The sequence below is a fragment of the Streptomyces sp. NPDC018947 genome, assembly GCF_044390505.1.
Taxonomy (GTDB): Bacteria; Actinomycetota; Actinomycetes; order Streptomycetales; family Streptomycetaceae; genus Streptomyces.
The window spans coordinates 1-17438 of sequence record NZ_JBIRZD010000022.1 but is presented as its reverse complement, the minus strand read 5'-3'; the positions used below and the strand labels follow the sequence as shown (position 1 = coordinate 17438).

19 protein-coding genes are annotated in these 17438 nt (G+C 73.4%); 3 read left to right on the top strand and 16 right to left on the bottom strand.

Features of this window, described 5'->3' with window-relative positions; translation table 11 throughout:
- The 4 genes from ACH499_RS31615 to ACH499_RS31600 form a co-directional block, all read right to left on the bottom strand.
- Nucleotides 1-435 carry a lasso peptide biosynthesis B2 protein gene (locus ACH499_RS31615; RefSeq protein ID WP_356207125.1) on the bottom strand — a complete coding sequence of 145 codons (435 nt, stop codon included), beginning with the start codon at nucleotides 433-435 and terminating at the stop codon, nucleotides 1-3.
- On the bottom strand, nucleotides 432-689 hold the full coding sequence (locus tag ACH499_RS31610; protein WP_356207127.1) for a lasso peptide biosynthesis PqqD family chaperone: 258 nt from the start codon (nucleotides 687-689) through the stop codon (nucleotides 432-434). Before ACH499_RS31610 ends, ACH499_RS31615 begins: the two co-directional genes overlap by 4 nt.
- Nucleotides 686-2518, bottom strand: a complete 1833-nt coding sequence (locus tag ACH499_RS31605; protein ID WP_399020185.1) for an asparagine synthase-related protein — start codon at nucleotides 2516-2518, stop codon at nucleotides 686-688. Before ACH499_RS31605 ends, ACH499_RS31610 begins: the two co-directional genes overlap by 4 nt.
- Nucleotides 2519-2653: 135 nt before the next feature.
- On the bottom strand, nucleotides 2654-2779 hold the full coding sequence (locus ACH499_RS31600) for a lasso RiPP family leader peptide-containing protein (RefSeq protein WP_356207133.1): 126 nt from the start codon (nucleotides 2777-2779) through the stop codon (nucleotides 2654-2656).
- A gap of 251 nt (nucleotides 2780-3030) precedes the next feature.
- On the opposite strand from ACH499_RS31600, the gene ACH499_RS31595 reads away from it, so the two are divergent.
- Complete coding sequence (locus ACH499_RS31595) at nucleotides 3031-3858, top strand: hypothetical protein (protein ID WP_399020183.1); 828 nt, start codon at nucleotides 3031-3033, stop codon at nucleotides 3856-3858.
- 4 nt (nucleotides 3859-3862) lie between these two features.
- Here the strand turns inward: ACH499_RS31595 and ACH499_RS31590 are convergent, their stop codons facing one another.
- The 10 genes from ACH499_RS31590 to ACH499_RS31545 form a co-directional block, all read right to left on the bottom strand.
- A complete protein-coding gene (locus ACH499_RS31590) occupies nucleotides 3863-4651 on the bottom strand; it encodes a hypothetical protein (RefSeq protein WP_356207138.1) in 789 nt (262 codons plus the stop codon).
- A gap of 36 nt (nucleotides 4652-4687) precedes the next feature.
- The gene (locus tag ACH499_RS31585) at nucleotides 4688-5431 is read right to left on the bottom strand and encodes a LuxR C-terminal-related transcriptional regulator (protein ID WP_399020181.1); all 744 of its coding nucleotides are present in this window, start codon (nucleotides 5429-5431) and stop codon (nucleotides 4688-4690) included.
- Nucleotides 5432-5593: 162 nt separating this feature from the next.
- On the bottom strand, nucleotides 5594-6229 hold the full coding sequence (locus ACH499_RS31580) for a response regulator transcription factor (RefSeq protein ID WP_356207164.1): 636 nt from the start codon (nucleotides 6227-6229) through the stop codon (nucleotides 5594-5596).
- Nucleotides 6230-6242: 13 nt separating this feature from the next.
- A complete protein-coding gene (locus ACH499_RS31575) occupies nucleotides 6243-7502 on the bottom strand; it encodes a sensor histidine kinase (RefSeq protein ID WP_399020179.1) in 1260 nt (419 codons plus the stop codon).
- 25 nt (nucleotides 7503-7527) lie between these two features.
- Nucleotides 7528-8346, bottom strand: a complete 819-nt coding sequence (locus ACH499_RS31570) for an ABC transporter permease (RefSeq protein WP_399020177.1) — start codon at nucleotides 8344-8346, stop codon at nucleotides 7528-7530.
- Nucleotides 8346-9275 (bottom strand): ABC transporter ATP-binding protein, encoded by a 930-nt coding sequence (locus ACH499_RS31565; RefSeq protein ID WP_399020175.1) that lies wholly within the window; start codon nucleotides 9273-9275, stop codon nucleotides 8346-8348. The genes ACH499_RS31570 and ACH499_RS31565 overlap by 1 nt, the downstream gene beginning before the upstream one ends.
- 162 nt (nucleotides 9276-9437) lie before the next feature.
- Nucleotides 9438-9956 (bottom strand): flavodoxin domain-containing protein, encoded by a 519-nt coding sequence (locus tag ACH499_RS31560; protein WP_356207148.1) that lies wholly within the window; start codon nucleotides 9954-9956, stop codon nucleotides 9438-9440.
- A gap of 62 nt (nucleotides 9957-10018) precedes the next feature.
- Nucleotides 10019-10888, bottom strand: a complete 870-nt coding sequence (locus ACH499_RS31555; protein ID WP_399020173.1) for a universal stress protein — start codon at nucleotides 10886-10888, stop codon at nucleotides 10019-10021.
- A 293-nt stretch (nucleotides 10889-11181) separates the two neighbouring features.
- Nucleotides 11182-12636: an AAA family ATPase gene (locus ACH499_RS31550; protein WP_399020292.1), complete on the bottom strand. Its 1455-nt coding sequence runs from the start codon at nucleotides 12634-12636 to the stop codon at nucleotides 11182-11184.
- 470 nt (nucleotides 12637-13106) lie between these two features.
- Nucleotides 13107-14201, bottom strand: coding sequence for a hypothetical protein (locus ACH499_RS31545; protein WP_399020171.1), 1095 nt, complete (start codon nucleotides 14199-14201; stop codon nucleotides 13107-13109).
- Nucleotides 14202-14650: 449 nt separating this feature from the next.
- On the opposite strand from ACH499_RS31545, the gene ACH499_RS31540 reads away from it, so the two are divergent.
- Complete coding sequence (locus ACH499_RS31540) at nucleotides 14651-15556, top strand: universal stress protein (RefSeq protein WP_399020169.1); 906 nt, start codon at nucleotides 14651-14653, stop codon at nucleotides 15554-15556.
- A 10-nt stretch (nucleotides 15557-15566) separates the two neighbouring features.
- The gene (locus ACH499_RS31535; RefSeq protein ID WP_399020167.1) at nucleotides 15567-16445 is read left to right on the top strand and encodes a universal stress protein; all 879 of its coding nucleotides are present in this window, start codon (nucleotides 15567-15569) and stop codon (nucleotides 16443-16445) included.
- A 19-nt stretch (nucleotides 16446-16464) separates the two neighbouring features.
- On the opposite strand, the gene ACH499_RS31530 is transcribed toward ACH499_RS31535, so the two are convergent.
- Entirely contained in the window at nucleotides 16465-17106 is a 642-nt protein-coding gene (locus ACH499_RS31530; protein ID WP_399020166.1) for a lactate utilization protein C, read from the bottom strand.
- The coding region (locus ACH499_RS31525) for a lactate utilisation protein LutB domain-containing protein (protein ID WP_399020164.1) at nucleotides 17103-17438 on the bottom strand (336 nt) is incomplete at its 5' end. The genes ACH499_RS31525 and ACH499_RS31530, both read right to left, overlap by 4 nt.

Sequence of the window (17438 nt, the reverse complement as noted above, 5' to 3'; positions counted from 1 at the left end):
TCACGCGTTCCTCCGGCTTCCCGTGGCGGCGGACACCCGCATGAGCGTCCGGAAGTACTGGACGTCCTCGCCCTCCCCGACGGGCCGGCCGGCCGCCTCGACCCAGGCGTGGGCACGGAAGGGCTGTGTCCGTACGCCGGTGCACCAGTCCGGCCAGGTCCCTCTGGCGCGGCACAGCAGCACGGTGGCCACGGAGCGCTGAAGACAGCCCTGGCCCGCGCACCTGCTGCTCACCGACACCACCGCCCGGCGGCCGCGCAGGGCTTCCTCGCGGGTGGCGGGGCGCGCGCCGCGCGCGGCGGTGGTCAGGACGCGGCGGAGCCTGGCGGGCGAGAGCCTGATGAGGAACCATGCGGCGGTCACGGCGGCCCGGGCGAGCAGGCGTGTGGCCCAGGGGACGTGCGTGCGCCGCTCCGGCACGACGGGGAAGCTCATCCCGTCACCAGCCCGGCCTCGGCGAGGCGCTTCAGGAGCGCGTCGACGTCGGCGCTCACGCGCGCGGTGTCCTGGCAGAAGCGGGCGCCGAGTTCGGCGGCGATCTCCGCGACGTCCTTGCCCTGCCCGAGGGAGCGAACGACCGCGGCGCCGGTGGGGTTGAGCATCCAGTAGCGGCCGGTGGTCTCGTGGAGCAGCACCATGCCGTCGTCGGTTTCGGCCGCCGTCACGTGGGGGGAGAGTGAGTAGCTCATGCGGCTCCTTCCTGCCGGCGCGCACGTGTCCGTGCGGCTTCGACCGAGCGCAGCCATGATTCGCAGGCGAGTGTGGTGACCACCGGGATGAACGTCCGTGCGGCGGGGTGCGGGGCGAGGAGCGCGGCGCGCAGGGCGGTACCGTCGACCAGTCCCAGGCGGGCGAGGCGCATGTCCTCGGTGAGCGTGAGCAGTTCGGCCTTGTGGCGCCGGGCGCCGGCGTACACCTCGGCGCTGGCCTCGCCCTTGGTGGTGCGGTCCAGCAGTGCGTCGGGCACGGTTTCGCGCATGGCGGCCGCCAGGACCGGTTTGGGCTGCTCGACCCTGAGGCGGTCGGCGAGGCGCACGGACAGGGCGGCGGTGACCACCTGGTCGTCCAGGTAGGGGGCGTGGTAGGCCACGCCTGACCGGGAGGTGAGGCGGTCGGTGAGGCGGATCTTCGTGCCGCACTGGCGCACGGCGTGGACGATCTCGTGCTGGGCGGCCTCGGGAGAGTGGGGCGGGGTCGCCCGGTCGACCGCCTCGCGCAGCAGGGCGGCGCACCCTTCGACCGCTTCGGGGGTGGCCCAGGCCGGCAGTCTGGGGTGGGCGCCCCAGCCGGTGAAGGGCTCGGTGGGCCCGCCGGCGGGCTCGGTCAAGGACGTGGAGGCCGTGGTGAGCCACTGGCGGTAGGACGGGTCGCGGAGCAGGTTGCGCAGCATCGCGCCGAGCGGCCAGCGGTACATGCTGCGGGCGGCCCGCAGATCCCGTACGGACCGGAGCCCCTCGCTGCGGGCGAGGGCGTGGTAGAAGGACGGCGCCGGGCTGAAGAGTTCGTCGCCGCCGTGGCCGGTGAGCTGGAGGTGCACGCCGCGCAGGGCCAACTGCCGTGCGACGTGGGCCGCGACCGCCTTGACCCGGCTCCACGGGTACGGCGCCTCCAGGTCGTCGTCACAGGCGAGTTGGCCGGCGAACGACAGCGGAAGCTCCGCCGCGGTCAGCACGACGGACTCGGCGCCGGGCAGGGACGCGGCGGCGCGCAGCGCCCACTGGGCGTCGTCGTGGGCGGGGTCCGCGGCCTCCCTGCGGACCGTCACCAGCCGCCGGCAGTCCTCCTGCCGGTCGGCGAGGAAGGCGAGGCTCGTGGAGTCCATGCCCCCGGAGAGGTCGCAGCCGAGGGCGGGGGTGCTGCCCGTCCGTGCGGCGATGGCGTCGCCGAGCGCACGGCGCACGCGGCGCGCGCCCTGCGCGAGCGTCAGCTCGGCGGGCGGTGGGCTCCACCACCGTACGGCGCGATGGCTGCCGTCGGGGCGTATCCGCAGGTAGTGGCCGGGTGCGAGGCACTCGACGCCCCGCCACACCGGGCGTCCGTGCAGCGGCCAGGGCTGTTGTGACAGCAGGTGCCCCGCCAGCACCCGCGTGTCGATGTCGCCGCCGGTCCTGGCGGCGAGTGTGTCCGCACGGTCGGCCGCGCAGGTCACGCCTTCGACCGAGGCGTGGAAGACCTCGCGGACGCCGGACAGGGAGCCCTGCACGCGCACCTCACCGTCGAAGGACGTGATCGCGTGGTGGCTTCCGGGCACGGACCGCAGGAAGACGTCCAGGGCGGCGACGTCCCCGCTGCCCGACAGGGCACTGTGCAGGTCCGCAGGGGTCGTCCGGAAGCAGCCGAGCAGTGCCAGGCGCTTGCGGCCCCGCGAGACGGTCAGCATCTCGCCGTCGTCCCAGGTGCCCACGATCCACGGGCGTCCGGAAGCGTGGGTGATCACCTTCGCCGGCTCGGGCTCCGGACGCGTGGTGCGGGCCGCCGCCGCGCCGTCCGGGTTGTCGGGAAGAACGAGGAACTCCACTTGCCCCCCACTGGCCGGATCATCGGGAGTCGTCCGGGAACGCCGTGTGTGCCGGGCGGCGCGTGCCGCGGGGCACACACGGCTTGTGACTCCGGCGGCCGTCAGCGACGGCGCCGGGGAACCTTCGCCGCGGGATCAGCAGCCCAGGAACCAGCACTCGTTGTAGTCGTCCCAGCCCCAGGTGCCGCGGCTCAGCGTGATCTCCGCGAAGTCCCCGACCTCGACCAGGGCGGGCGGCTCGTAGACCGTCTCGTCACTCATGACGTTCCCCTTCCTTCTGCTCGGTGCGGATGTGGAAACGCCGCCGGGCATGCCGTGATCGGCTCCCCGGCGGGCAAGGGCGAATCTAGGCGAGCGCGGGTCCCGGACGCCTGAGTCAGCGGTCCCGGTTCATGTCCTGGTTCTGGTTCCGGCGTGGACAGGGCGCGGGCGACGACCGCAGCATGGCCGCGGTGACCGCGGTGGCCGGTGGGCCGCCCTCGCTCCCCGGGACCGGAAGGACGGACTTCTCGATGGACGCTGTGCGGCACGACGGGTACGGGCGCAGGCGGGCGCTGCGCGGGGGGCTCGCTCTCGCGGGTGCGGCCGGGCTGGCGCTGTCGGCACCCGGCACGCTCGCCCGGGCGGCGGCGTCCCGGCGGGACGGCCACGGGCTTCCGCCTGTCCCCGGGATGCTCGGAGACCGTCTGGCCAACGAGTTCTGGTTCCAGTTCGACGAGGCCACGTACTTCCGGCAGACGCCGCAGCTCGCGGACGCCTACGCGACGATCGCCGCCCATGTCGGCGGGAACCCGCTGACGGGCGTCCGCGACGCCTGGGTGCGCACCGGGACGGCCTCCGGCTATCCGGAGACCTACGCCACCTTCCTGAGGCCGGTCCGTGAGCCGCTGCGGGTGATCTCCCGCACGCAGGTGCGGGTGTTCCGGACCTACTACGGACACCGCCGCGACCGGATCCTGGCGGCCATGTCCGACTTCGCGCAGGGGGTGCTCTTCGACCCTCGCCGGGCGCCGGTCCAGTCGGAGGTGCACACCATGGACGGGGACCCGCCGCTCGCCTACCACACCTGGCACGCCTACCAGTTGGCGAGCGTGCTGTTCGACATCGACCGGCGGTTCTGGACGGCGATGATCCCCGTGAACGGCTTCTCCTGGGCACTCCAGTTGATCGCCGCCCCGAGCACCCGGACGGTCAACCCCGCCCTTCCGCGGGAGACGGTGGCGCGGGTGGCGGCCTCCTGGCTCCCGAGGGGCGTGCGGCGCGTCGACGCCGACCTCCTCGCACTGCACCGTCCCGGGGCGTCACCCCGTACGGGCGCCACCCCGCGACGGCCCGGCTGACGGGTCAGTGGCGCGGCACCGTGGCCGGCGGAGCGGGGAACGACTGGAACGCCGCGTCGAGCTGCCGGGGGTTCGTCGGCAGCCAGGTCCGCGCGAAACCCCGCAGGATGTCCGCGGGCAACGGGGGGTTGACGGCGTCCATGGCCGGGAGTGCGGTGTTCTGGACCGCCCAGGCGAACGCCAGCAGCGGTGCCGTCCGTCGCCAGCGGTCGGTGTCGATGCCGAGCAGCATCATCGCGCGCATGAACAGGTACCAGGTGTGGTACGCCGTCGGCGCTTCTCCCGGGCGGGCGTCCATGGTGTGGACTCTGAGCCCGACCCGCTCCCTCGGATCGAACAGGGTCCCCTGGCCGAAGAACGAGAAGGCGTCCACCAGCCGCCGCCTCACCGGGTAGTACGTGTCGAAGACTTCGAGTTGCACCCGCGAGAGAATCCGCAGCGCGCGTGTCACCGGAGCCATGAACTCGGCGTAGTTGCGGGGGTATCCGGGTTCCCTGTACATGGCGAACCAGTTCTCGCGCAGGGTCACAGGGAGATTCCCGCCGAAGTGACCGTTGATCTGCGCGTAGGCCTCCTTCACGTCGGCGGACTGTTCGTAGAGCGTCGCCACGTTGAAGCGGTACCAGAGTTCGTTGGCCCGGCGGTCACCGAGCATTCCGGGGACCTCGGGAAATTCCCCTCCGTGATGGTCCGCCGCGAACGCCTTCGCGCCTCCCGCCGCGTAGCCGGAGAGGGCGACAGCCCCCAAGGCGATGCGGAGAGCGTGCCGCCGGCTGTGGTCCTGCACGGCCATTCTTCCTCCTCTGAGACATCAGTACCGGGAGACGCATCACTTCCCCATTCCCGCGCTCCGCGCCCGGGCCACCGCCATCGCCCTGTCGTGCACCTGGAGTTTCGCGAAGATGTGCGTCACGTGATTGCGGACGGTCTTCTCCGAGAGGAAGAGCTGCCGGGCGATTTCCCGGTTTCCGCTCCCCCGCGCCAGCAGGTCGAGGACTTCCCTTTCCCGCGAGGTGAGCTGTGGGAAGGCAGACTGCCCGTACAGGTCGCGCACGGCGCGGAAGTACGCCCGCAGCCGTGCCGCGACGTCCGGGCCGAACACCGCTCCGCCGGCCGCCACCAGGCGGATCGCCCGCATCAGCTCGTCCCACGGTGCCGCCTTCTCCATGAATCCGTGAGCACCGGCGCTCATGGCAGTGATCACGGATTCGTCGGTCCCCCCTGCGGAGAGGACCAGGAGGCGCATCGGGCGTCCCTCCGGCAACTCACCGGCAGCCCGCAGGAAATCCTCTTCCGTCATGCCGGAGGACCGCAGGTCCGCGAGAATGACGTCGGGGCGCGTCCGGGGGTTCTCCTCCAGTATGCGCAGCGCTTCCTCACCCGTCGCCGCCTCGCCGGTCAACTCCATGTCGGGTGCTTTCTCCACCCCGCCGCGAATTCCTGCCCGGAAGACCGGATACTCCTCCACGAGGAAAATCCGTACGGCCGCTCGGCACCCCCCATCGCCCTGCCGCCTCTCCGATCCACCCATGACGGGGATGCTAGTACAGTGCTCAACGGCAACAACGGCCATTACCGGTCAAGTTCGCCACCCCGGCTTCCGGCTTCACTCACCAATTTATCGGCGACCCCCGTGAACGTTCCCCCGGAATATTCCCGCAGCCCCTTTCCGGTGCCGCCCGTGCCCCTGTCGCGATTTCGACCGTGCGTTGCCCGATCGGCCCGGTCTCCGCCCCTAACCCAGGATTCCCCGCTCGTATCCCTTCGCCACCGCCGCCGCACGGTCACTGACGCCCAACTTGGCGTACAGGTGGGTGAGATGGGTCTTCACCGTGGCCTCGCTGATGAAGAGTTCGCGGGCGATCTCGCGGTTGGTGGTGCCCTTGGCGACCAGGGCCAGCACCTCGCGTTCCCGGGCGGACGGCGGTTCGTTGCCGGGGGCGCGGACCGCGCAGACCAGGCGGGAGGCCACGGCCGGGGACAGGACCGTACGGCCTTCCGCGGCCGCGCGCACCGCCGTGAACAACTCGTCGCGCGGGGCGTCCTTCAGCAGGTAGCCCGTCGCCCCCGCCTCGATCGCGGGAAGGGTGTCGGAATCCGTGTCGTAGGTGGTCAGGACGAGGACCTTCGCCCGAGCGCGGCGGCGCGTCAGTTCGGCGATGGCCTCGACCCCGCCGCCGCCGGGCATGCGCAGGTCCATCAGGACCACGTCGGGATCGAGTTCAGCGGCCAGCGCGACCGCGTCCACGCCGTTGGACGCCTCGCCGAGCACGGCGAAGCCGGGCGCGGACTCGAACATGCCGCGCAGACCGTCCCGTACCACGGGATGGTCGTCGACGACCAGGAGGGAGATCACGGCGTGCTCGGTCATGTCCTCGCTCACCTCATCGGTCATGGCGCACCAACGGTACGCGAGCCGACACCGCCGTGCCGTAGCCAGGTTCGGACTCGACGGTGAGCGAGCCCGCGATCCGCTCGGCGCGGGCGCGCATGCCGTCGAGACCGAACCCACCGGTGCCGGTGCGCCGGGGCGGTGCCGACGGGTCGAAACCCCGGCCGTCGTCGCACACGTCCAAGGTGACCTCGTCGCCCATGAAGCTGAGGGTGACGCCGACGCGGGAGGCGGACGCGTGCCGCGAGGCGTTCGCCAGGGCCTCCTGCGTGATGCGCAGCAGCGTCGCCGAGACCTCCGCGTGCAGGTCCTCCACCGTGCCGGTGAGCGTGAACTCGACGCCCGTTCCGGTTCGTTCGGCCCACTGGTCGACCGACTTCCGCAATGCTTCGGGCAGCCCGTCGTGGTCCAGGGCCACGGGTGCGAGATTGCGCACCGACCGGCGGGCCTCGCCCAGACTGTGGCGGGCCAGGTCGGCGGCACGGTTCACGTGCTCGTGGGCGACCGCCGGGTCGGGCGTGCTCACGACGGCCTGGAGCTGGGCGATGATGCCGGTCAGGCCCTGCGCGATGGTGTCGTGGATCTCCGCGGCGAGCCGCCTGCGTTCGTCGGCGATTCCCGCTTCCCGTGCCTGGACCAGGAGTTGGGCGTGGAGAGCAACGTTCTCGTCGAGGGCCTGCTGGAGGGCGGCGTTGGTGCGTTCGAGTTCCGAGATGGCGGCGGCCCGGGCGCGGGACCGTTCCTCCTCCTGTGCGGAAAGGTTGCCGACCACCGTGAGCAGCACATTGTTGGCCAGCAACAGCCCGGCGAACACCGCCCATTGCGCCGTGCTCCGGAACGGCATCCCGCCGGCCTGCGAACCCGCCACGACCACGGAGCAGGCGAACGGCCCGATCCGCACCCGGCGTTTCGGCCCGGGAAGCAGCTTGTCGGCGTCGAAGTATCCGGTGACCGCGTAGAACGCGAAGAACGGGTTCAGCCAGGTGAGCGCGAAGCCGATCGCCCAGCGCACGGTGTAGTACACCGCCCCGGCGGGCGTCGGCCCCGTGCGCGTCCGGCCGGCCCGGCCCCAGCAGAGCTGAAGCACCAGCGCCGCGATCACCAGCAGCGCGGCCGCTTTCCGTTCGGACGTGCTCGGCGTCAGTTCGCCGGCGGCCGCCGACAGGATGGTGGCGATGCCGAGCAGCCCGTACGGTCCCCGGCGCCGGAACAGTTCCCATCGCCGCTCGATGTCCGTGTCCGCCACCGTCATCCCCCCAGTCTGCACCGCGCCGTTCCTACTCCCACCGGAACCAGCGTGCGGCCGCGGCGGTGAGGCCGACCGCCCACGCGGCGAGGATGCCCAGGTGGGCCCATGCGGGCCAGTCGCCCGCCGCTGCCCGGCCGAGGGCGCGGGCAGCCGCTCCGAAGGGGGTGAGAGCGACGGCGCCGGCGAGGACGTCCGGCATGGCCTGCACGGGCACCCACACCCCCGCGCAGAACATCATCGGGAAGAACACCGCGGAACCCACCGCGGTCGCGATCTTCGCGGTGCGGGACAGCGCTGCGACGAGCGCTCCCGTGGCCAGGGCCGCGGCGACGGCGAGCACCAGCGCCAGGGCGTATCCGAACGGCTGGTCCGGCAGCCGTACGCCGAAGGCGAGCCGTCCCACCGCCAGCGACAGCAGCGCCGACACCAGGGCCGCGGCGCCGTGCAGGGCCATCTGCGCGGACAGCAGGGAGGAGGGACGTACCGGTGTCGCCGACATCCGGCGCAGGATGCCCCGCTCGCGGTAACCCGTGACGACGGGTGGCATCGCCTGGATTCCCGCCACGATGAGGGCGACCAGCACGGTCACGGGTACGTAGGTGTCGATGAGCCGAATGCCGCCGAGGTCGTCGTCGGCCTTCCGGAACGGCGGGACGCAGCCGAGGATCGCCAGCAGCAGGGGCGGGAACCCCAGGATCCAGAAGAGGTTGCCGGGCTCGCGGAGAAAGAGCCGGGCCTCGGCTCGCAGGACCGCGCCACGGGGTGTGGCGGCGCGGGTGGCGGTGGTCGGGGTGGCGGTCACGGTGCGGCTCCCGTCGGGGTGTCCCGTGGTCGTTGAGGGGGGCATCAGGTCGTCGTGAGGTCGAGGAAGGCGTCGTCCAGCGTGGCGTCGGTGACGCGGAGCTGGTACGCGGTGATGCGGTGCCGGACGAGCAGCGAGATGACGGCGTTGACGGTCTCGTCGGTTCCGCCGAGCGTGATCCGGCCGTCCTTGTGCTCGACGGACGCGAGCGCGGGCAATGCGGCCAGTTCCCCGTCGTCGAGCGGCGCCGACGGTGTGAACGAGATGACGGTCGCGCCCGCCGCGCGGCTTGTCAGCCCACGAGGTGTGTCGAGTGCGGCGATGCGCCCGTCGTCGATCAGAGCGATCCGGTCGCACAGGCGCTGCGCCTCCTCCATGAAGTGCGTGACCAGGAGGACGGTGACGCCGCGTGCGCGGACGTCCTCGATGAGCTGCCAGGTGTCGCGACGGGCGCGCGGGTCGAGTCCGGTCGTCAGCTCGTCGAGCACGACGATCCTCGGGTTCCCGATCAGCGCGAGGGCGATGAACAAGCGCTGCTTCTGACCGCCGCTGAGCCTGGCGAACCGGGTGGCGAGCTGCCCGGTGAGCCCCAGGCGTTCGGCGAGCGGCCGCCAGTCGGCGGGGCTCGGGTACAGGGCGGCGTACAGCTCCAGCGCCTCGCGCACGGTGAGTCTGGGCTGCAGTTCGCTCTCCTGGAGCTGGGCACCGAGGACACGCGTCAGCGCCTCGCGCTCGGCGACCGGGTCGAGCCCCGCGACACGGATGCGGCCCGAGTCGGGCACGCGCAGGCCCTCGACGCATTCCACGGTGGTGGTCTTGCCGGCACCGTTCGGGCCGAGGATTCCGAAGATCTCCCCCTCCTCCACGGCGAAGGAGACACCGTCGACGACGGTCCGCCCACCGTAGGACTTCCGCAGGTCACTGACCTCTATGACAGGCCCGCGGGCCTTCGCGCTCGTACTCGCCAGGATCATGGGGCGAGCATCGCCCGGGGACCGGCGTCACCACATCGGCCGTCACGCTCGAAGCGGCATCAGCCGATCGGTCGATGCCGCGGTACGGCCGCCCGGCGGCCGTACCGCGTCCTCGGGCACGCTTCGTCAGGCCCGCCCGGAGCCGCCGGGCGAGCACGAGGGTCAGCTCCCGGCCGGGGCCTTGATCTCGCCGGCGACCCGCGCCGCCCATCGCTCGATGGCGGGGAAGTCACGGAAGTCGCCCCCCTTTCCGTTGCGCAGGATCATCCGGGCCACGAACCCCTTGGCGCCCTCCTCCAGGCAGCCGCCGAAGGTCACGTGCTCCTGGGCGTCGAGGCGCGCCATGACGCGCCGCACCCCGGGCACCGGGGGGATGTCCCGTTCGGAGGCCGACGGGTCCAGCGGCCCGCTGCTGAACAACCACAGGGGACGCCGGGCCAGCGCGTGCCGGTGCCGCCGGACGAAACGCCGGCTGTCCTTGTGCCAGCGTCCCGCGTACAGGGCTCCGCCGACGATCACGGCGTCGTAGGGGGTCACGTCGGCGACGGATCCCGCGGGCACCGCGTCGACGGTCGTCCCCTCCTTGCGGAGCACGGCGGCGACGTCCTGCGCGATCCGGGCGGTCGATCCGTTCGTCGTCCCGTAGGCGACCAGTACCTTCCTGTTCCTTGCCGTTTCCATCCCGTCTCCTTCGAGGTCCGCGGCGTGACGACGCCGCACGAGCGCCCTGCCGTACCGAAGCGTCACGTGTGCCGGACGACGGCCACGGGGCAGGCCGCATGGTGAAGTACCGCGAGCGTGACGCGGCCGAGCTGGAGTCCGTACTGACCACGGTGGCGCCGCGTGCCCACGACCAGGAGGTCGGCCTCGCGGGACGCGGCTTCCAGGACCCCCCGGGCGTGTCCCTCCACCGTGTGGCGGTGGACCTGCACCTCGGGCGGGACATCGGCCAGCGCGGCGTCGAGGGCCTCGGCCGCCCGCCGCTCGTACGTCCGGGCCGGCCCGCCGGTCACCGGTGTGCTTTCGGCGGGCTCGTGCGCGGGGACCCGCCAGGCGCGCACCGCTGCCAGCGGGACCCCGCGCCGCCGGGCCTCCTCGGCGGCGAACCGGACCACGGCCGTGTCGTCGGCGCCTTCGCCGACGCCCACGACGACCCGCCCTCGGACCGCGCGCGTGGCCTGGTTGTCGTGGCTGCCGCGGAGCACGACGACCGGGCAGTCTGCGTGCCCGGCGACGGCCAGGCTGACCGAGCCGAGCAGGAACTCGGCGAGGCCGCCGCGTCCGCGGGTGCCGACGACGAGCAGGGAGGCCCTGCGCCCCTCCCGCACGAGGGCGTGCGCCGCCTCCTCCGGCAGCACGTCGGTGGTCACCCTCAGGTCCGGCCGGCGGCGTTCGGCCCGCCGCGCGGCGGCGTTGACGATGTCGTGGCCGCGTACGCCGTCCGGCGGCTCCCCCAGGTCCTCGGCGAGGTCCGTGCCCTCGTACCGCTCCCAGAGCGTGGCGTACACGATACGCAAGGGCAGTTCGCACAGCGCGGCCTCGTCGGCCGCCCACTCCGCGGCCCGGAGACTGGCCTCGGAACCGTCCACCCCGACGACGACGGGCCTTCTCATGGCACTCACCCTCCGGTGCCCGGGTTGAGGACGGGGGACGTGACCGCTGCGCGCGGCGGCGCGTCGGCGGGGTCGTCGACGGCGGACAACGGGCGGGCTCGTGGGCGGCCATGATGCGGTCGGCACCTCCAGACCCGGGTGGCGCGGCTTCGGGCCGTCGTCCGGGCCACCGTGGACGCGGCGGCATTCAAGGACATCGTGCGCACTCACCCTCCGGACCGCCACCGGGTGGCGGGACGCCTCACGCCACGGGTCCGGCTTCACCGGGCCGGCGGTGTGCGCGACGTCCTGCCTCAGTCCGGCTCCATGTAGGGGCGGCGGAAGACCTTCGCCCGGTCCGCGCCCCACGGCCGGACCGCCGCCAGTGCCTGGGCGACCGCGAACTCCAGTGGGCCGCTGGTGTCGACGGCGACCGCCTCGGGCCATGGCTGCTCCTCGGCGGCCATGGCGGCGGCAACGGCGGGGCCCGCGTCGGACGCGCCGGGGGCGCGTGTGCTCAGGCGGGCCGCCGCGAGGTCCCCCGGTACGTGGCAGCGCAGGGCCACGAGGTCGGCGCCGGCGCGTTCCGCCGTACGCAGTGCTCCCTCGCGCTGGGCCGAGTCGATCCACGTGGCGTCCAGAACCACGGACTCGCCCTCGGCCAGGAGAGCCGCCGCCCGATCGAGCAGTCCGGTGTAGGTCCTGGCCGTCCGTTCGGGCGTGTACAGGCCCTCGCCGTATCCGGCGGCGGCAGGCTGTTCCGGGGGGAGCCCAGCCATTTCCTTGCGCAGGCGGTCGCTGCTGAGCAGTACGGCGCCGAGACGGTCGGCGAGTGCGCCGGACAGCGTGGACTTTCCGGTGCCGGGCAGGCCGCCGACGAGCGTCAGCCGGACGGCCGAGGCCCGCAGGTGGCGCAGCGCGAGGGAGACGAACCGTTGTGCCGCCACCTGCGCGCCGGACGCTCCCTGCCGGGCCTGGATCATGGAGACCTTGGCACGGACGAAGGCGCGGTAGGCGACATAGTGGTGCCACAGCGAGGGCGGCGCGGGGTCGCCGGAGTACTGCCGGTACTGCGCCAGGAAGAAGTCCGCGGACTCGGGCGCACCGAGCCGCTCGAGGTCCATGGCGAGGAACGCGGCGTCATCGAGACCGTCGACGTACCGCAGACGGTCGTCGAACTCCAGGCAGTCCAGGATCCGCGGTCCGTCGTCGAGGCAGAAGATGTCGTCGGCGAGGAGGTCTCCGTGCCCGTCGATCACCCGCCCCTGCTCGATACGGGCGTCGAACAACGGTTCGCGGCCCGCGAGATAGCGACGGACCAGCCGCACGACCTCCGCCCGCCCCTGGACCTCGGTGCCCTCGGCGGCCATGGCGTCGACCTGCTCGAAACTGGCCTCCCAGCGCGAGGCCAGGGCGTCCCGCGTTCCCTGTTCCGCGACGGCGGGGTCGCGCGGCGCGGTGGCGTGCCACGCGGCGAGCTGCCTGGCGACGGCCCGCAGGGCATCGTCGACCGGCGCGGCTGTGCCGACCAGATGCGAGAGGCGGCGATCGGCGGGCATGCGGCGCATCACCACGAGCGGCTCGGCTTCTTCCTCACCCGGGGTGCGCAGCTCTCCCAGCCCCGTGTACACATCCGGTGCGAACCGCCGGTTGAGCATGATCTCGCGCTCGCACGCCGCACGGCGAGCCGTCGACGAGGTGTAGTCCAGGAACCCGAGATCCACCGGCTTCTTGAGCTTGTACACGCGGTCCCCCGCGAAGAAGATCATCGCCGTGTGCGTCTCGCAGACCTCCGCACGCTTCGGTACGTGCCCACCCAGGCCGGCGGGTCCGGGCGGGTGCGGCGAGTGGACCGGATCCTCGTTGCGCCCCCGTTCAGTCATGAGGCGCCAGGGCAACGGGGCAGCGTGCGCGAAGCGGCGGGGAGAGGTGCCGCCGTGCGGCCTCGTCGGCAGCCCACCCGGCGACGGCGGGACTCGCGGGCGGACCGTCGCGGCCCACGGTGACGGCTGATGGCATCACAGGCAGCCTCCACTGTGCCGATGGGTGCGCTCCCTTCGAGGAGTACCTCATCCGCCTGCGTGGCGCATGCGGGCCCCGCCTACGGAAGGAAGGACTCCGGGAGCGGGCGGCGTCGGCCGGCCCGGTCCTTTCCACCGCGCCGGCACGGGCGATGCCGCCGACAGGGGCGGGGCGCCCGTCTGCGGGCCGGGGAACGGCCGCCACCGGGCAACGCCCGCTAGGACCGCGTAGCCCTCCTGCACTCGTCCCCCGAGGGCCCGTCCCGCGCGACCGGCACACTGCGGTCGTACGGATCGATCTCCGTGCCGGCGTCGTCCGCCCGGCGGTCCGTGCCGAAGGGCGGCACGAAGTAGCCCGTGGAGGCGCCGCAACCGCCGTTGGTCACGTCGTACTTGTACGAGACGATCGAGAACGTGCCCGGCTCGGTGATCACCTTGTCGGGGTCGTCCCAGCTCAGGACCAGCTCGCGCCGGACGATCGTGCGCACGATCTCGTCGTCGCCGCCCGCGTCCGCGCGGGTGACCGGGTAGACGAAGGTGACGTCGGCCGTGACCTGGAGCGCGCCGCGCTCGCCCTCCCGGTAGGTGAGCCGGCCCCGGGTCTTCACGACGTCGCCGACCAGCTCGGTGCGGGAGGGCTCGAAGCGGCTGAAGAGGAGGAGGGGGTCGCTCTTCTCGCTCGGCGTTCGCAAGGCCGTGTCCAAAAGGTCCTGGACGTCCTTCTGGTGCGGGTTGATCAGCGCGATCGCCTTCTCGGGGCGCTCGCCCCGCAGCACCCCGCGGTCCAGGCCGGACGCGACGAGGAAGTCCCGGCTGCGGGCGAGGGCCCGCTCGACCTCGGCCTCGCTCATCCAGCCGACCGCCCCTGCCTTCGGAACGGTGATCCCCTCCGCTCCGCTCGCCCAGCTCGCCGCCGGCGAGCCGCGGAACGGCTCCTCCCTCGTGGGTCGCCGGGCCGCGTCCGTCGGCGACGCCTGGGCCGGGCGTGCGCTGTCGGCCGCGGCCGACGGGGAGTCGTCGTCGGCGAACAGGTCCGCCACCCGCCCCGGCGCGAGCGCCACCACCAGCAGCGCGAGCGCGGCCAGCATCCCGACCACGTACCAGCCCGTGCGCCGCCTGGGCCGCGCGGGCGTGCAGCTGCGCCAGCCCTCCTGGCCGCGGCCGGGCTCCGCGCGCAGCCGGTTCGCCACTTGGCGGGCTCGCGCCGACGGCTCCTTGGGTGCGTCGGCGGCGCCCGTCACCGACTCGCGCAGAAACCGCTCCCACTCCTCGTCCGACCTGGACGAACCGTCCGGCTCCGTACTCGAGCCCATCCCCGACCCCCTGGCGATCCGTAGCCCGCGCCCCAGTCCCCGGGGACGCGTGCGCATCATGGCACAGAGCACCGACAGCGACGGCGGCCGTGCGGACGGTCCGGGCACGCCGCCCCTCCTCAACCGGCCGGCCAGGGAGCTCGGTTCCGCGCGGTCGGGCAGACCGCCCGGCCGGCACCGTGCGACGCCGTCGCGCCGCGGTCGCGCGCTGCCGGACGGCCCCGACCGTCCCGGGGACGCGCGGCCTCGTCCCTCGCCGTCGTCGTCGCGGCATCCGCCGGGTACTTCGGAGCGCCGGTGGTACTCGACCGGTGGCGCCGTACCGGCGGGGCGAACGCAGGGCGGGAGATCGGTTCCCGATGGGGGCGGGCAGGCGGCGGAGCCGGGACGACCGGGACGACGGCAGCCGGTCCGGGCGGTGGAGAATCCGTCGGCCGAGAGGAGCGGGGATGAGCGGCTTCATGGTCGTCGGGACGGACGGTTCCGCGCCTTCCCTCGACGCCGTCGCGTGGGCGGCCCGCGAGGCCGAGCTGCGGAAGACCGCGCTACGGGTGGTGCACGCCCTGGCCCGGCCGGGGCACCTGCCGCTGGACTCCGTCCTGCCGAGAGCGGTCAGGGAGCACTTCCGCCGGGAGGCGGACGCGGTGGTGGACGAGGCAGTGCTCATGGCACGGACGACGGCACCCGGCATCGAGGTCTCGGGGCTGGTCCGTCCGGGGGAACCGCTCACCGTCCTGACGGCGGAGTCCCGGTCGGCCGACCTGATCGTCGTCGGGCACCGCGGCCTGAGCGAGTTCGCGGGAACGCTGCTCGGGTCCACGGCGGGCGGGCTGGCAGCCCATGCCCGATGCCCCGTGCTGGTCGTCCGGGAGCCGGAGGCACCGGTCGGCCCGGTCGTGCTCGGCCTGGACGGTTCGCCCGCGGGGACGGCAGCCGTGCGGTTCGCCTTCGAGGAGGCCGCGGCACAGCGCGTCCGTCTCGTCGCCCTGCACGCCTGGACCGCGTGGAACGCCCCCCTGCCGCCTCCCGCGGATGCCTCCGAGCCCTATGCGTACGGGCCCGGTGTGCTGGCCGCGGAGGAGGAGCGGCTCCTGGCCGAGAGCCTCGCGGGCACGGGTGACACCTACCCCGATGTGAAGGTGGAGCGCAGGACGGTGCACGGGCCGGCGCGTCCGGCGCTGATCGAGGCGAGCCGCACCGCTCGCCTGACGGTGGTCGGCTCCCGGGGGCGCGGTGGATTCACGGGACTGCTGCTCGGATCGGTCAGCCAGGCCGTCCTCCACCACGCGCACAGCCCCGTGGCCGTCGTACGGGGACGACCCTCCCGGCACGTCCGGGCAGAGCGTCCGGAGTGAGGTGCTGACGATGCGCACGGACTTGAAGCCGAAGCCGATCGTGGTCGGCGTCGATCCCGATCCGGACAAGCGGACGGCACTCGCCTGGGCCGCCGACGAGGCCCGACGCCGCCGGCGCCCCCTGACACTGGTGTACGCGCAGGGTGTTCCGCTCCCCGGCTACCGGCCCGAGGGCGGCCGGCCCTCGTGGGAGCAGTGGCCGAAGGAGCTGCACAGGGCCGGGGCCGAGGTCCTCGACGGCGCGCTCGCCTTCGCCGAGGAGCGCCAGCCCGCCGTGGAGATCTCCGCGGTGCTGGCCGAGGGGCGTCCCGCATGGGTCCTGGCCGAGCAGTCGCATCACGCTGCGCTGGTCGTGATCGGCTCCCGGCGTCCGGGCGGGGCGCGGGAGTCGTTCACCTCCGCCGCGGTCGCTCTTCCTCTGACCGCCCACGCCGCCTGCCCGGTCGTCGTCGTGCGCGAGTCCGAGGGCACGCGGCCGCCCGGCCTCGTCGTCGGTGTCGACGGCAGCCCCGACTCGGCTGCCGCCGTCGACTTCGCCTTCGAGGAAGCGGGGACACTCGGCGCGAACCTGCGCGCGCTGTACGTATGGCACGCCCCCCTGCTCGGCGTCCTGGACGAGCAGGCGACGCTTCAGGAATGCCGACGGGTCCTCGCCGAGACGACGGCCGGGCGCACCGCCGCCCACCCGGAGGTGGAGCTGCACCACGAGGTGGTCGAAGGACACCCGGTGCAGGTGCTGACCGAGGCGTCGGACCACGCCCTGGGTCTGGTCGTCGGCACCCGGGGGCGCGGCGGCTTCCGCGGCCTGCGGCTGGGCTCCGTGAGCCAGGGCGTTCTGCACCATGCGCGCTGCACGGTGATCACCGTCCCCCACGGGCAGCGCCGGTGAACGTCCGGGCGGCCGGCCGTCAGTCCACCACCAGCACGACCTCCAGGGCCCGGGGCCCGTGCACGCCCTCCACCCGGTCCAGCTCGATGTCGCTCGTGGCGGACGGGCCGGAGATCCAGGTGCTCGGCCGGGTGGGGTCGAGGCGGGGCAGGGCCTGCGGGAGGGAGGCGACCACCTGGGTGCGGGCGTCGACGACGCAGACGTGCACGTCGGGAACCAGGGTGAGGGCACGGCGGCCCTGCCCCGGGCCGGCGTCGAGCACGACGGTGCCGGTCTCCGCGACGGCCAGGGCGCAGCCGGTGACCACGGCATCGGCGGAGTCGAGCTCCTCGGGAGTCAGGGGGACGTCGTCGAAGCGCTGCCGGGCGTCCGAGCCGGCCAGCCAGGCACCGGGAAGGCCGGGCGGCACGACGACGCTGCGCGCACCGTGTCCCGCGAGGAGTTCGCCGATCAGTTCCGCGAGGCCCTGCCGGGTGGTGCGGTGCACGCCCGCGCGGTAGTCGGCGAGGTTCTCGTGGAGGAGGTCGAGCACCGCGGCCGGGTCGTCCGGGGTGTGGCTCACCAGGTAGTCGCGCGCGGCCTCGGGTGCTTCGGGCGCGTCCGCGAGGGCCCTGCGCACTCGGCCGAGGACGCGGTCGCGGGAGGAGGGGGGAGGGGTCATGCGTGGTTCTTCTTCCACCAGTCACGGAACGGTTCGGCGGGCAGCTCCGGCAGGTCCCGGCTGTTGGTCCACGCGCGCGCCCCCGGGCCGGGGAGCCGCTTGGGATGCAGCTTGCGCGTCCCGGACGCGAGCCGTTCGCCGGCGGCGAGGGCGGCCGGGTGATCGAGGAGCCATGTCGCCGTCCTCATCGCGGCCCTCTCCAGCCGGTGCCTCTTGCCTCCCTGGTCCGCGACCCTCTCCCGCAGGTGTACGAGGACTTCGGGGATGTCGATGGCGACGGGGCAGACCTCGTAGCAGGCGCCGCACAGGGACGACGCGTAGGGCAGGGAGGC